Annotated in this window: 17 protein-coding genes and 2 pseudogenes; 5 read left to right on the top strand and 14 right to left on the bottom strand. The window is 64.6% G+C overall.

Going from position 1 to position 13836, the window contains the following annotated elements; translation table 11 throughout:
* Window positions 1–121 precede the first annotated feature (121 nt).
* Window positions 122–259 (top strand): annotated as a pseudogene (locus tag AC1DXK_RS22330) (IS701 family transposase); the annotation flags it as partial.
* A 19-nt stretch (window positions 260–278) separates the two neighbouring features.
* Window positions 279–1031 (top strand): ABC transporter ATP-binding protein, encoded by a 753-nt coding sequence (locus AC1DXK_RS22325; protein WP_457108361.1) that lies wholly within the window; start codon window positions 279–281, stop codon window positions 1029–1031.
* 433 nt (window positions 1032–1464) lie between these two features.
* Here the strand turns inward: AC1DXK_RS22325 and AC1DXK_RS22320 are convergent, their stop codons facing one another.
* From AC1DXK_RS22320 to hmpA, 4 genes are read right to left on the bottom strand one after another with little or no spacing between them, the layout of a single operon-like run.
* Entirely contained in the window at window positions 1465–2181 is a 717-nt protein-coding gene (locus AC1DXK_RS22320) for a GntR family transcriptional regulator (protein ID WP_457108348.1), read from the bottom strand.
* A gap of 21 nt (window positions 2182–2202) precedes the next feature.
* Window positions 2203–2964, bottom strand: a complete 762-nt coding sequence (locus tag AC1DXK_RS22315; protein WP_477299101.1) for a 5-formyltetrahydrofolate cyclo-ligase — start codon at window positions 2962–2964, stop codon at window positions 2203–2205.
* A 14-nt stretch (window positions 2965–2978) separates the two neighbouring features.
* Window positions 2979–3422, bottom strand: a complete 444-nt coding sequence (locus tag AC1DXK_RS22310; RefSeq protein ID WP_457108346.1) for a PAS domain-containing protein — start codon at window positions 3420–3422, stop codon at window positions 2979–2981.
* A gap of 55 nt (window positions 3423–3477) precedes the next feature.
* The gene (hmpA, locus tag AC1DXK_RS22305) at window positions 3478–4719 is read right to left on the bottom strand and encodes an NO-inducible flavohemoprotein (protein WP_457108345.1); all 1242 of its coding nucleotides are present in this window, start codon (window positions 4717–4719) and stop codon (window positions 3478–3480) included.
* Window positions 4720–4817: 98 nt separating this feature from the next.
* On the opposite strand from hmpA, the gene AC1DXK_RS22300 reads away from it, so the two are divergent.
* A complete protein-coding gene (locus AC1DXK_RS22300; RefSeq protein WP_457108344.1) occupies window positions 4818–5300 on the top strand; it encodes an RrF2 family transcriptional regulator in 483 nt (160 codons plus the stop codon).
* A 42-nt stretch (window positions 5301–5342) separates the two neighbouring features.
* Here the strand turns inward: AC1DXK_RS22300 and AC1DXK_RS22295 are convergent, their stop codons facing one another.
* Window positions 5343–5852, bottom strand: coding sequence for a transposase (locus AC1DXK_RS22295; protein ID WP_457108343.1), 510 nt, complete (start codon window positions 5850–5852; stop codon window positions 5343–5345).
* Between the two features lie 165 nt (window positions 5853–6017).
* On the opposite strand from AC1DXK_RS22295, the pseudogene AC1DXK_RS22290 reads away from it, so the two are divergent.
* Window positions 6018–6257, top strand: a pseudogene (locus AC1DXK_RS22290) (integrase core domain-containing protein); the annotation flags it as partial.
* 61 nt (window positions 6258–6318) lie between these two features.
* Here the strand turns inward: AC1DXK_RS22290 and AC1DXK_RS22285 are convergent.
* The 7 genes from AC1DXK_RS22285 to AC1DXK_RS22255 form a co-directional block, all read right to left on the bottom strand.
* On the bottom strand, window positions 6319–6663 hold the full coding sequence (locus tag AC1DXK_RS22285; RefSeq protein ID WP_457108342.1) for a hypothetical protein: 345 nt from the start codon (window positions 6661–6663) through the stop codon (window positions 6319–6321).
* 277 nt (window positions 6664–6940) lie between these two features.
* Entirely contained in the window at window positions 6941–7753 is an 813-nt protein-coding gene (locus AC1DXK_RS22280) for a c-type cytochrome (RefSeq protein WP_457108341.1), read from the bottom strand.
* Window positions 7750–9372 carry a b(o/a)3-type cytochrome-c oxidase subunit 1 gene (locus AC1DXK_RS22275; RefSeq protein ID WP_477299098.1) on the bottom strand — a complete coding sequence of 541 codons (1623 nt, stop codon included), beginning with the start codon at window positions 9370–9372 and terminating at the stop codon, window positions 7750–7752. Before AC1DXK_RS22275 ends, AC1DXK_RS22280 begins: the two co-directional genes overlap by 4 nt.
* A complete protein-coding gene (locus AC1DXK_RS22270) occupies window positions 9362–9925 on the bottom strand; it encodes a cupredoxin domain-containing protein (protein WP_457108339.1) in 564 nt (187 codons plus the stop codon). Before AC1DXK_RS22270 ends, AC1DXK_RS22275 begins: the two co-directional genes overlap by 11 nt.
* Window positions 9926–9937: 12 nt before the next feature.
* On the bottom strand, window positions 9938–10114 hold the full coding sequence (locus AC1DXK_RS22265) for a hypothetical protein (protein WP_457108338.1): 177 nt from the start codon (window positions 10112–10114) through the stop codon (window positions 9938–9940).
* Window positions 10115–10118: 4 nt separating this feature from the next.
* Window positions 10119–11375: a c-type cytochrome gene (locus AC1DXK_RS22260; RefSeq protein ID WP_477299095.1), complete on the bottom strand. Its 1257-nt coding sequence runs from the start codon at window positions 11373–11375 to the stop codon at window positions 10119–10121.
* Between the two features lie 11 nt (window positions 11376–11386).
* Window positions 11387–12061, bottom strand: coding sequence for a c-type cytochrome (locus AC1DXK_RS22255; RefSeq protein WP_457108360.1), 675 nt, complete (start codon window positions 12059–12061; stop codon window positions 11387–11389).
* 396 nt (window positions 12062–12457) lie between these two features.
* Between AC1DXK_RS22255 and AC1DXK_RS22250 the strand changes: the two genes are divergently transcribed.
* Window positions 12458–13147, top strand: coding sequence for a Crp/Fnr family transcriptional regulator (locus AC1DXK_RS22250; protein WP_457108336.1), 690 nt, complete (start codon window positions 12458–12460; stop codon window positions 13145–13147).
* A gap of 271 nt (window positions 13148–13418) precedes the next feature.
* Here the strand turns inward: AC1DXK_RS22250 and AC1DXK_RS22245 are convergent, their stop codons facing one another.
* Both AC1DXK_RS22245 and AC1DXK_RS22240 read right to left on the bottom strand, forming a co-directional pair.
* Entirely contained in the window at window positions 13419–13712 is a 294-nt protein-coding gene (locus tag AC1DXK_RS22245) for a helix-turn-helix domain-containing protein (RefSeq protein WP_457108335.1), read from the bottom strand.
* The coding region (locus tag AC1DXK_RS22240; protein ID WP_477299092.1) for a DDE-type integrase/transposase/recombinase at window positions 13594–13836 on the bottom strand (243 nt) is incomplete at its 5' end. The genes AC1DXK_RS22245 and AC1DXK_RS22240, both read right to left, overlap by 119 nt.

The raw sequence follows: 13836 nt of genomic DNA, 5'->3' as shown, positions 1-13836 counted from the left end.
GAAGAACCGGGTCGCGAAGCACAGGCCCGCGCGTCTGCCTTAGCACTACTTTGGCAGATTGAAGGAACGCGGGAGGTTTTCGCGGATCCGCAAGCCACGACCATGAGCGTGGGTGCTCGCGATGTCAGATGCTGGCGGATGGCGTGAGGATCTGGATCGATGGCTGCAGCCGTTCCTTGCGGGTCTGTCGCATTCTGCGCGCCGGGCTATGTGCCTGCTCTACGTGGCTGGGCTGATCGGCTTGGGTGACCGCAAGAGCTGGAATAGGGCATCGGAGCATCATCCCACTCCTTGGAGTAGTGCACCTTGGCCAGCCACAAGGGGCGGCCGTGCGTGGGCTTTCGTTCTCTGTCGGCACCGGGGAGGTCGTGATCCTCCTCGGCTCAAACGGCGCCGGCAAGTCGACTACCATGAAGGCTATCTCGGGCCTGGTGAGGCCCATCGCAGGCACGATCCTGCTGGAGGGCCAGCCTCTGGAAGGCCTCAAACCGGAGGCGATTGTCCGCCTGGGCGTTGCCCACGTACCGGAAGGGCGCCGGGTCTTCCCGGGCCTGACCGTCCGCGAGAATATTATTCTGGGCGCCTCCAACCGGTCCGGCCTCGCCAAGCGGGACCTGCGCGATAACGTCGAGGCGATGTTCGACCTCTTTCCGGACAGCCGCCGCTTCGGCGACGCTTTGGGCTGGACGCTATCCGGAGGCCAGCTCCAGATGGTAGCGCTTGCCCGCGGCCAGATGGCCAAGCCTCGCATCCTGCTCCTCGACGAGCCTTCGCTCGGCTTGGCACCGGTCATCGTCCAGGCGGTGTTCGCGATCATCGCAGAGGTGCGCCGCCGCGGAACCACAGTGCTGCTGGTCGAGCAGAACGCTCGGATGGGCCTCTCGGTCGCCGATCGCGGCTACGTGCTGGAGACCGGCCGGCTCGTCTTGGAAGGCGAACCGCATACGCTCTGGACGAACGACGAAATCCGGTCGGCTTATCTCGGAGGTCGCACGAAGCCCGAGATCGCGGTCTCCCGTAACGCTCGTTAAGCCGCGACTCGGCCTTTCAGCACGCTATAGTCCGCCGGCACTAAGTTGCCCGGAAGCGAACGCCCCAGATCCGCGCCATGGGCCGCAAGTAGCCCATCGAATTTTGACAGTCTACCGTCGCGCCTGGCTTGATCCCGTCCCGAAACCTTCGGGAGCCATTGTCTGCTTTTGGGTACATGTCGGCTGAACCTAAACGGCAACAATGGGCGCGAAGCCGAACGGCCGGTTTTGCACACACTGGCGGTTCAGCATGACCTAGTCTGGCCGAAAGCAGCCCGTCCGCTTCAGAGCAGATTCGACGCAAGATCGGACAGAGATGAAGCGGCTTATTTCGGTCTAGAGCCCGTAATGGATAAACAATTTTGATCCGTTTCCACGAGACCGGACAGGATTAAATGGTGATGGTTGCTTGACAGATCTTGCGGCGCAATCGTCAGGTCACGGCTTTCGGCGGACCGAAACAATTGCCGCAGCTCTCGATGTCACGAGCAAACCTGAAGCCTCTTTCGAGGACGAGCCGGCTCGCACGCTCGGCGTCTCGCAGCTCCAGCGCTTCAATAATGGCCCCGTAGGCGGACCGTAAATATGCGAAGTCGATGCTCTGGCGGAATATCGCCTCGTGAACGCTCCGCAAATGCAGCAGGAGATGGTTGAGCATGGACTGGATCTCCGCGCAATGTGCGAGCGTGGCGGCATGGCGGCAGAACTGCCAACGAGCCTCGAAGTAGCGGTGGTATCCGCTCGGAGGATCCGCCTCATAGAAGGCACTGAAGCTCGCACGGAGCGCGCCGAGCTGCGCCTCTGTCGCTTTGGCGCATGCCAACCGGACCGCCATGCTCTCCAGCGCAGCACAGGCATAGACCATCTCGATGATCTCACGCCGGGTCTTCTTGACAACGAACACACCATGTCGCGGCCGCCGACGTACGAACCCCTGGTGTTCCAGGATCGTCAGAGCCTCCCGGATGGGCGTGCGGCTGACCCCAAGAGCCCTTGAAAGTTTGCACTCATCAAGCGGAAGCTCGCCCGAATGATCATAGATGCGCAGTTCGGCAATCGCAGCCAGCAGAGCTTTATAGGCCAGAGCGCGCAGGCCCGATTCAGAACAGGTAGGAACCGTATCGACTAAGAATCTATCCAGTGCGGACACCAGCCCAACTCCGCAGCGAGATCAAGATCGATCCGTGTCCGGCCAGACGCCATCTTCCGTCACGACGATGTCCATAGGAACGTCGTGTGCTTGCGGGTAAATCGTCGCGAGCCGCGCGAGGGCGAACCCGACGCCGATGATCAGCGGCTTCGTCGGCCTGAACGCGATGGTCCGATCATAGAAGCCGCCGCCATAGCCGAGGCGGTACCCAGCCGGATCGAAGCCGACGGGCGGCGCGATCAGAACGTCAGGATCGACGGCCTCGCCCTCGGCGGGAATGGGAATGTTCCAGACGCCGCGGATCATGCGGTCACCTGGCGACCAGACTCGGAACTGGAGGGGCTGCCCCTTCTCCACGACGACCGGAAGCGCCAGTCGTGATCCCTCTCCACGCAGCTCTGTCAGGAGGGGTCGGGCATCGTACTCGCCTCTGAAGGGCCAGTAGAGGCCAATCAAGATGCCGGATCTCGAGGGTAAAGCGGCTCGGAGAGCCTGCCCGATGCGCTCGCTCCAGGCGACACGGTCCTGGGCGGAGATGCTGACCCGCCGCTCGATGAGAGCGGTGCGGGTTTCCTTTCGCCACTGCCGCACGCTCGACCAGTCGGATGCGGCGACTTCAGAGGCGCGCGGTTCGGAAGGCCGAGGCTCCGCATCCGGGCTGACGAAATCGGGGCCGAGCTCATGCATGAAACAGGGTGGAGAGCTGTACGCGCCGAACTCAGGGTGTTCGGGGACCGCAGAATCCGACGACATCTCAGGCAACTTGGTTGTACGCCCAACCATGATGCGCTCCCTCGCTACGATGGACCGGCACGCCCCTCGGTGGCCTTGGCCAAACGCTGTCTCAGCACCTTCAGTTCGGTGAAGCGGATCGTGACGTCCCGCATCACCGCGACCATGCCGGTCATCGCCCCCTGCTCGTCTTTGAGCGTTACGATGGTGAATTCCAGCGAGATCTGCCGCCCATCCTTGCAGACGCCCGGGACGGATAGGAGAGCGCCCTCACCATAGCGGCTCTCCCCGGTCGCCATGGTCTTGCGGTACCCTTCCCAGTGGCGCTTGCGCAGCCGTTCGGGCGTGATGATGTCGAGCGATTGACCGAGGGCCTCGTCGGACGTGTACCCGAAGATGCGCTCGGCTCCCGGATTCCAGATGCGGATGATCCCCTCGCTGTCAGAGGCGATCACCGCATCTGCAGAGGCGGACAGGATCGCGCCGGCCACTCTACGAGCGTAGTCCACGCAGGCGTTCCTCCGGTTGTGGCGCCGCTCACCTGAAGGAGCGGCGCCATCGTGCTCAGGCGGCCTGCCGCGGCTCTTCGATCAAGTCATCCGCCGGACCGAAGAACTCGAACCGGATGCGCTCGGCCGGAATGCCCTGACGCTGGAGCCCATTTACGAGCGCGCTGAGGAACGGCTTTGGACCGCAGAGATAGTAAGTCGCCTCCTCGCGGGGCGTCTGCGCCACCAGCCAGTCCGCGCTGATCAGGCCGGCCGCATCGTAGTGATCGCCCTGCCGATCCTGCGCTTCCGGCTCCGCGTAGAAGGTGTGCAACCGGACGTTCTCGTTGCCGGTGGTCAGCGCCTTCGCGTGATCACGCATCGCGTGCACACGACCGTTGAGCGCCCCGTGAACGTACCAGGTCGGCCGCTCAGGCGTTGCCGCCGTGATCGTCTCCAGCATGCTCATCATCGGGGTCAGCCCGACGCCGCCGCTGACGAGCACGACGGGGGCGTTCGACGCTTGGTCGAGGAAGAAGTCACCGGCCGGCGGGGCCGCGCGCAGCACCGTCCCATCGCTGGCATGATCGTGCAGCCAGTTCGAGACGATCCCGGCGGGCTCGTCTGCGCGGCCCTCGCGCTTGACGGTGATGCGATAGGCCCGGTCGTTCGGCGCGCAGGAGATCGAGTAGTTCCGCTTCAACACGCCGTGGCCCGGCAAATTGAACAGGAAGCCCAGGTACTGCCCAGGCTGGTGGCGGAGAACCGGGCCGCCGTCGACAGGCGCCAGGACGAAGGAGCGGATCGTCTCGCTCTCCTGCGAGACGCTCTCGATCACGAAGTCGCGCCAGCCGTTCCAGCCGCCCGGCTTGGCCGACAGATCGCGGTAGATCGTGGCCTCGCGGCCGATCAGCAGCTCCGCCAGGAACCAGTACGCCTCGCCCCAGGCCGCGCAGATCTCCGGCGTGGCGGCCTCGCCGAGCACGTCGCCGATAGCGCCGAGCAGCGCGTCGGCCACGTAGGGATAGTGCTCCGGCAGGATGTTCAGCGCGACATGCTTCTGTGCGATGCGCTCCACCGCCCCGGCCAGGACGCCGAGATTGTCGATGTTGCGGGCATAGGCCATCACTGCCTGGGCCAGGGCCTTCGGCTGCGAGCCAGTCTCGCCGTGGTGGGACTGGTTGAAGAGGTCGCGGATCGCCGCGTCCTGGAAGAGGCGCTCGTACATGCGCTTCGTGATCGTCAGGCCGTGCGCCTCAAGGGCCGGCACGGTGGCCTTGATGATGGCTATGGTGGCAGGACTGAGCGGGTTGGGCATCAACAGCTCCCAAAGGTACACTGACGATGAACCTTATGGGCTGTCAGTTGAAAAGATGCAACTGAAATGTATCTTATGGGTTGCAGTATGGAGCCCCCATGCGTCTGACCCGCTATACGGACTACGCCCTGCGCACACTGATCTACGTCGGCCTGCACGAGCCGCGGCAGAGTTCGATCGCCGAGATCGCGCGCGCCTACGGCATCTCGGAGAGCCACCTGACGAAGGTGGTGCATCAGCTTGGGCGTCTAGGCCTGATCCGCACCATCCGGGGCCGGGGCGGCGGTCTGCGGCTGGCCAGGGCGCCGGGCGAGATCGTGGTCGGCGCAGTTGTGCGCCAGACGGAAGACGATCTCGCCTTGGTCGAGTGCTTCTCGGGTGGCGCTTGCGCGATCACGGCGCCCTGCCGTTTGCGACGCTTTCTGGGAGAGGCTCTGTCGGCGTTCCTCGCCGTGCTCGATCGCTACACGCTCGCGGACCTGATCGAAGATCCCGAAGGCCGCGACATCGCCAAGCTATTGGGCCTCTATCAGGACGGCGGAGAGTTCGCACCCGTGGTTGTGTCCCCTGGCGTGGCGTAGCTTCGGCGTGGCCACCACGATCACCGGTCGGGGCCGGATTGATTAGGCTGCCAGGGTGGGCAGGCTGACGAGGGGATCATCGCCGATTGGGGCGATGCTTTCCAGGGTGATGTAGCGGGAGCGCTGGCTGGCCCACTCGTCGTTCTGTTCCAGCAGGATCGCGCCGACGAGGCGCGTGATGGCAGCCTCGTTGGGGAAGATGGGGACCACCTCGGTCCGGCGGATGCCCTGGATGTAGGCCTCCTGGATCACGGCGGTGAGCGCCTTCTCGGCCATCCGGCGCGGCTCCAAGAACGTCGGGAAGTACGACCCCTTACGCAGCTTCGGGATGCGCAACTCCACCGTGCCGGCCCGCGTCTGCCAGTCTCGGTCACGGTAGCCATTGCGCTGGACCAACCACTCTGCGCTCTTCTCGCCATGGGCGGCACCGGTCGGGCCCCCCACCTCCAACTCCATCAGCCGCTCAGCGGCAAAACCGATCATCTCGCGCAGGAGATCTGTGTCGGCGCTCTTCTCCATCAGCCCGCGCAGGGCCATCATCTCGTCGGTCATCGGGGGTCTCTCGGGTTCGGGTTTGGCGCTCGCAACCCGAGCCTACCCGGCAACCGCCGATGACCACCCCGCGGGGAGCCCCGCCCGCCACAGCACTGTGGAAGGCGCGCGGACGGGCTTCCCCGCTACCGCCGAGCTACACCACCATCAGGGACACGACCGCAAAAGCTGCGTGACGAGTGCCTGCGCCAGGAAATCTTCTACTCACTGAAGGTGGCGCAGATCGTAATCGATCTATGGCAGAACACCTACAACCACATCCGACGGCATTCGTCGCTAAGCTATAGGCCGCCCGCGCCCGTCAGCTCCCCAGACAGGTCAACTCCGGGTCTGGCCTTCCAGCTACCCTCGACCGCCACCGTGCAGAAGGCGAAGAAGCCTTTCAAGGAGCTAGGCCTGCGATAACGTCCAAATCATTTTTTGCGAACGAATAGGTGCAGCGCCGTCGAGTGTGCGGCGATTGTCCTTAAGGTGTTAAGGCGGCGCCGTGACTTCCTGCCACCGCGGCTAATACTGTCACGACGCTCAATATCAGCAAAGTCCAGTGAGCGAGATGAAGGAGGGTGAACGTCGGCTCGTCGCCCGACGGCCCCCGGCGGACTCGGCCGTGCAGGATGAATGGCTCAATCACGAACAGGAGCAGCGCAAAGATCAACCATACGGCGACCATCGCGTGCATCCACCAGAAGGAGATCGTGGCAAAGCGGTTCCACAAATCATATCGGCTGACCATGTAGAAGCCGCTCAATCCAACCAGCACGACAGCGGTCCGCGCCTGCCAGACAAAGCGCCGCTCGACTCCCTCGAACAAGATGAGCCTCTTTTCGACCGGCCATTCCTTACTCCGGACTAGAGGAAGAATTACCGTAGTTGCCATCGTCAAGCCGCCGATCCAGACAACTACCGCAGCCACGTGCACAGCCCGAGCAATCTCTACATCATCCATGCTTGGCACGCCCGTCACCCTTACACAGGCGCAGCCTCCCGGTCTGTTGCAGAAAGGCATACTGCGGGACCTGACTCGACGCCGTATTGATGTTCATGCCCTCTCGCCGTAGGCCTTGCCGACAAGGCTGCAGGCTAGAAACTCACTGGATGTGAATGGCTGTCGATGGCTGAGACGCGTACCACTCCGCCGCTTGGTCGATCTCTTCCGGGGTCATCCTCCGGGCGATGTTCCGCATCTGCTGGCTGATGTCGTTGCGACGCGCAGCTGAGGCAAATGCCTGTAGCTGAGACTTCACGTAAGCGGCAGGCTGACCCTCCAGCCACGGACTGCCCGTCTTGTTGTCGAGAACACCGTGGCAGGAGCCACAGGGCGCGATGTTGCGCAACGGTGCGCCGTTGATCACGATCCGCGGGGCGGGCTTGTCGCGGGCCGGGTGGAACCCGGACAGCCGAGGCAGATACGCGTAGTACGCTGCGAGATCAGCCATGTCCTGCTCGGACAGGTTCACCGCGAACGGCGTCATCGTCGCGTTGACCCGCACTCCCGCTTTGAAGTCGGCCAGTTGCTTGTAGATAACGGGCGCGTACTGGCCGGCGAGGTTGGGCGAGTCGGCCCGGCTCACCCCGGTCGGCCCATGGCAGATCGCGCATTGCTGGGCGAGTGTCGCGCCGCGTCCGACCGCCTCCGGGTCCGCAGCACTCGGCAGCGCCGAGGTGACCACCACCTTCGTAAGCTTGCCGTCCGGCTGAACCAGAGCCGTCGACGAAGGCGCCTTCGGCACGCCCGCAGCGCTGCAGATCGCGTCCCAGACACCGGCGAGCTTGAGGTCCGGTTGGGCGTAAGGGAGCAGCACGAAGCCCCCGAGGGCTGTCCCGGCGAGCAGGGCAACGGTGATGCCGACAGGGCCGCTGAACCAGGGGTTCCTCGGCGAGAGGAGGCCGTCGTCGCTCATGGGTTCGCCCCCACGTAGACAGCTGGGACCGACGTATCCTTGCGCAACGCGAGTTGCGCGATGGGGTAGCCATAGTTGGTCACCGTCAGGCCGACCATGAGCGCGAGCCACAGGGCGTAGCTGTTGAGCGCGGGCACGGACAGCGGCGGGTGAAGGGCGGTGGCGAACCGGTACACACCAGCCTCCTCGCGCGGCGCGCGCTGACCTCGGATCAGCACGAGGATGAATAGGGCACCCGATGCGACCAGGATGAAGCCGCCGATCGCCGAGAGCGTCACCGAGAAGGCCTGCGTGGCGATGGCGGGATCGCCGTAATCGAAGTAGGCCATGCGGCGGGGCATGCCGAGGATCCCCACCCAGTGCCAGGGAAACGTGGTCACGATCATGCCGATGAACCACAGCCAAAGCTGGGTGCGCATCAGGCGCAGGTCGGTGAGGGCACGGCCAGTGAGGTGTGGCCACAGGTCGTAGGCGATCGCGAAGTACATGATGACGATCGCGCCACCGAAGATCAGGTGGAAATGGCCGGTGATCCACTGCGTGTTGTGGATCGATGTATCCAGCTGATAGCTCATGTTGATGAGGCCGCCGGCGCCGCCGAAGCCGAGCATCACGAACGAGAACGCCACCGCGAGCATGATCGGGTTCGACCATGGCAGGGCCCTGATCCAGCCGAACGGCCCACGACCGCCGCGCAGCCGGGCGGCAATCTCCACTGAGGCGCAGATGGTGAAGACCGTCAGCAGGGTTGGCAACGCCACGAGCGCCGTGAAGGCCGAGTGGATGAACTTGAAGCCCGCACCGACTTGCGGGTCGGTGAAGGTGTGGTGCATGCCGATGGGCATCGCCACCACCAGGAACAGGATGAACGAAATCCTGGCCATGGTGTCGCTGTAGATCCGGCCGCCGATCGCCCGCGGGACGATTGTGTAGTAGGCAATGTAGGTCGGCATCAGCCAGAAGTAGACGATGGCGTGCAGCGTCCAGGAGAAGAACACTCGCGCCAATCCCGCATCGATGGTCGATTTCAGGCCGAAGGCGACTGGCAGGATCTGCAAGAGCAGTTCGAGCGCGGCCCCCACCGCCGTCCAGCCCCACAGGTAGGAGCCGGCCACGTTGGCGAACATCGGCAGCGGCACCGGCGTGCCGGGGTTCGCCTTTTTCCAGATGTGAAGGTTCACCGACATCAGGGCGACCCAGATCCAGGAGCCCACCACCACCAGCACCACGCCGAGGTAGTAGAAAGGGCTGCCGATCAGGGGCGGGTAGAAGGTGTAGAGCACCGAGGCCCGCCCGAGCGACACCGGGATCATCGCGGTGACCGCACCGACCACCACCAGCCAGTACCCCGTCCAGGCCCAGCGCAGCCCGACGAGGCGCTGCTTCAGCGAGACCTCGCTGATGGCGTAGCCGAATCCCATGGCCACGAGCGTTGGAAACACGTAGCCCATGACGGTGCCGTGCGCCGTCAACGAGCGGTAGTACCACTCGGGGTTGCTGATCCAAGTATGCAGCGGGCTGCGGATGAACATCTGCCAAGCCCCGAGCAGCAGGGCGAGACCGAAGACCGCGAAGGCCAGCCAGAAGTGAGCGAGGACGAGCCTCCTGCTACTCAACACAGGTGACCCTCCCCTTGGCCGAGGTCATGTTCAGGAACTCGGGCTTGTCGACCACCTTGACCTTGGCCCACATGCCCTCGTGCCCGACGCCGCAGAACTCCTGGCACGGCATCAGGTACTCGCCCGGCTTGCTGAACTTGGCCGGAATCTCCGAGACGTAGCCAGGCACCAGCATGGTGTTGACGTTGGTGTTCTGGATCAGGAAGCCGTGCACCACGTCGGGGCTCGTTGCGCGGAACACCACCGGCGTGTCGGTGGGCACAACCATGCACTGAGGCGTGAAGCTGTACTGCTGACCGACGGCCCGCACCGTCACCGAGCCGTCCGGCTCGATCGCGCTGCCCAGATTACTCTCGATGAACTCGCCGTCCAGGTGGAGGGTCTGCGGCTTGATCGTCTCAACGCGAGCCTGTGGCATCGTTGCCTGATGGATGCCGGCGAAGGCCGCCAGCCCCGCCAAAAGGACGATGATGGCGATGGACAAAATCGCCCATCGGCGCTCGACCCGCTCGGCGACGCGGGCGCCTTCGTCAACGTGGTCTAATGTTGTCATCGGCGTTCCGGGTCAGCTCCCGCGCGGCAGGAAGACGAACAGGTAGAAGGCGAACCAGCACGCCACGACGATAGCCGTAGCGATGGCGGCGAGCGTCAGGGCACCCGACGGACCAGCCCGCACGGCGGCGGCCACCTCGCGGTGCTCGGCCTCCTCGTCGCGGTGCTGCAGCGGGGGAGAGTTCAGCATGGCCTCAGTCCAGGGGGGCGGAGCGGAGCTGATTGGCTTCCTGGGCGGTGACGGCGGCGCCGCGGTTGCCCCAGGTGGTCCGGATGTAAGTGACCACGGCCGCGACCTCGTTGTCCGAGAGCGACTGGGCGAAGGGCGGCATGCCGAAGGGACGCGGGTTCCCCTGTGTGCCTGGAGGATAGCCGCCGTTCAGCACCATGCGGATCGCGTTCACGGCCGACGACATCTGGATGGATTGGTTGTCGGCCAGCGGCGGGTAGGCCGGCGGCTTGCCCTGTCCCTGCGCACCGTGGCAGCTCGCACAATGGGCGTCGTAGACGGTCTTGCCGAGCGAGAGCAGCAGGCTGCTCTCAGCGGTCGGCATAGTCGACGTGACCGGCGGTGGCACCTCATGGCCCAGGCTCTTGAGGTAGACCGCCATGGCCCGGGTATCCTCGGGCGTGAGGTACTGGAGACTGTTGTAGGTGACCYCCGCCATCGGCCCGTAGACGGCGCCGCGCCGCGAGACGCCGGTGCGCAGCAGGTCGGAGATCTCCTCGATGCTCCAGTCTCCGACCCCGGCCTCGCGGTTGGAGGTGAGCGAGGGCGCGTACCAGTTCTGCATCGGGATCAGGCCGCCCTGGAAGGCCTGGGACTCGGAGTTGCCACCAAGCGCATTGATCGGCGTATGGCACATCCCGCAATGCCCCAGACCCTCAACCAAGTAGGCGCCTCTGTTCCATTCTGCCGATTGCTTCGGGTCGGGCTTGAACTCGCCTTCGCGGAAGAACAGCGTGCGCCAGCCAAGGATGAGCTGGCGATTGTTGTACGGAAACCTGAGGTCGTGCGGTCGGTTCGGCTGCTTCACCGGTGCGACCGACATCAGGTAGGCGTAGATCGCGTCGCTGTCGGCCCGGGTCACCTTCGTGTACGAGCCAAAGGGCATAGCCGGGTAGAGCAGCCCGCCGTCGGGCGAGCGGCCCGTATGCATCATCTGGTAGAACTGATCGGCCGTCCACTTGCCGATGCCGGTCTCCGGATTGGGTGTGATGTTGGAGGTGAAGAGCGTGCCGAAGGGGGTCGCCATGGACCTGCCGCCGGCGAAGGGCTTGCCTTCGGGCGCGGTGTGACAGGCGATACAGTCGCCGGCGCGCGCCAGGTACTCGCCCTTCGCGAGCACGCCCGCGTCGGGACGGGCAGCCGGTGCCGTTTGAGCCTCGACGGCGGTGCCCAGGAGCGAGGCGAGCAGGGCCGGGATAGCCCGGCGGGCGAGGCTGGCCACGACGTCCCTCCTCATTGGGGCTGGCTCCCGCAGGCGAAAGGAAGTGCGTAGGTCCCATTCGGAACGGAGCGCCGCTCCTCCGGCGCGGGTCGCGAGGAGAGCCATGCGGTGACGGCCGCGACATCCGCCTCGGTGAGGTGCCCCGCGACGACCTGCATGCAGTCCGGCGAGAGGGCGGTCCGCGTGCCGTAGCGCCAGGCGCCGAGCTGCGCGCTGATGTAGCTGGGCTTGAGGCCGAGGAGGCCGGGAATGCCCGGCTCCATGCCGGTCAGATTGGGGCCGTGGCAGCTGGTGCAAGCCGGGATGTTGCGAGCAGCGTCGCCCTGGGTGGCCAGCTTCCTTCCTGTTGCCAGGACTTCGTCGCCGAAGGCTGGAACGGCCGGAGGCGGGAGGGGCGGGTTCAAGCTGGCCAGGTACTCGGCCATGTCCCGGAGGTAGGTCTCCGGCAGATACGCCAAAAGGTAGTTCATGGGCGGGTAGTGCCGCCGGCCGTTCCGGAACGCCACGAGTTGATTGAAGAGGTAGCCTGCGGGCTTACCCGCGAGACGCGGGAAGTAAGGATCGCGCGTTCCCTCGCCTTGCGCACCGTGGCAAGGAGCACAGGCCAGTACCCGCTCGGCCATCGTATCCGGGGGAGTGGCTGCGGATTCTCCGTACGCCGGCCCAAGAACCGAGACCGCCAGCACGGACGCAACAGCAACGCCACGAACCAAATGCAAGGCCACTCTCCGGATTCTGCAGCTCCGCAGCACGCAAGCACTCGCAGCGTCGCTCGCGTCACCGCAAAACGCTCTCGCTTACCGTAGCTGAAAGTGCGGAACGCTCTTTGCGCTCGCGCAAACAAGCTGCTCGGCCATGCCGAATTTCAAACGCACCTCGATCCCGCCGAGATGATGGCGCGCCACCCGTCCTTGAGGTGGATCAAGGCGTCTGATCGTCGGGTGATGCAGGAGTCTGGGGACCAGATTGCCCCGGCCACCTGTCAGCTTGTAACGGCGTGCCACTGCCCGGGTTGCTTCGCGCCCTCTCGGCGGAACAGGAACTGGACCGAGCAACTTGCAGAATGGGGGCGGGAAGCGGCGATGGACCAGGGACCGAAAAGGGTCAGGGCAGCCTCGGGGGTTTTATTTAGTGGTTTAGATCGAGAGGCGGCCGACGCCTTGCTGGATGCAGCCACAAACCGTCAGCTTACGGAAGGAATGACTGTCTTCCACCAAGGTGATGAGCCCAACCCGCTCTTCCAGGTCGTGACCGGTTTAGTGAGGCTGTCGCGGATCGACTCGAACGGTGAGCAGACGACGCTCCGGTTCATGGGACCCGGTGAGCTCGTTGGCTGCGTCGCGGTCTTCCAGCAATTTCCCTTTCCTGCGACAGCCACAGCTGCAAAGGCCAGCAGCGTGCTCTCCTGGGGGGCGGCGCAGATCCTCGACCTGATACGCCGTTACCCCGCAATCTCGTCGAATGCGCTGAAAGCCGTCGGAGACCGGGCCCGCGAGATGACTGAGCGGGTGGCTGAATTGAGCGCCAAGGGAGTGGAGGAGCGGATCGCCAGCGTCCTCCTACGCCTAGCCAGACAAGTCGGGCAAAGCTGTTCGGAAGGTATCGAGGTCACCTACCCAATCACGCGGAACGATATAGCCGAGATGACGGGCGTCACGTACTTCACCGTAAGTCGGGTTCTCAGTGCTTGGCAGAAGCAAGGTATCGTCCTGCTCGGACGGGAAAGGATCCTCATCGTCGAGCCGCACCGGTTGGCTCAAATCGCCGGCTGAGGTCCCGCGAAGCTGAAGGCGGTTGCGGCTCTGACGTTGCAATCCATTCCCGCAGTCCCAGGCGAAGGTCCGCTGGTGGCGCACCTCAGACCTGCAAGCTGAGCTGCGGCAACGTCCGCTTCGGAGTCGCCGCCAGAGTCGGCTGAGCGGCCGAAATGGGCGCGAAGCCGAACGTCGGCTTTCGGGCCACGGTCCAGTTACACCCCCGACCCCAAGCTGACCTCCAAGCGGAAGCAGCCGTTTGGTTTATCGGCGGGGAGGGTCCGTGACCTTACCTCGGGCGCGGCTCGACGAGGACCGAGACGTCCAGCTTCAGTGCAGTAGCAATCCGTTGCAGAACGAAGATGCTCGGGTTTCGCTTTCCACGCTCGACACCGCTCAGGTACGTCTGATGGGGCTTGTCACGTTGTCGGACGTAGCCGCAGGAAATCGTACGCTGGCTAGTTTCAAGCCGCCACGCCAGCCGCCCTGCGCCACGTCGCGAACGCCTCGGCTCGGAAGAGTCGGTGCGTGGGGGCTGAGACGAGGTGGCGGGGAACGGTGAAGGTGTTGTAGGTCGCTGCATGCATCGACAGGAACCGCTGGGCTGAGCCTGGCGACTGGAAGCCCTGCAGCTTGCGCTCTCGTCGTCGCACCGGGACGTGCGAGCTCTCGGCTCGATTGTTCGCTCGCTTGCGCTGGACGTGATC

The sequence above is a fragment of the Methylobacterium sp. P3_A11 genome, assembly GCF_056403155.1.
This window is presented reverse-complemented; position numbering and strand designations above follow the sequence as displayed.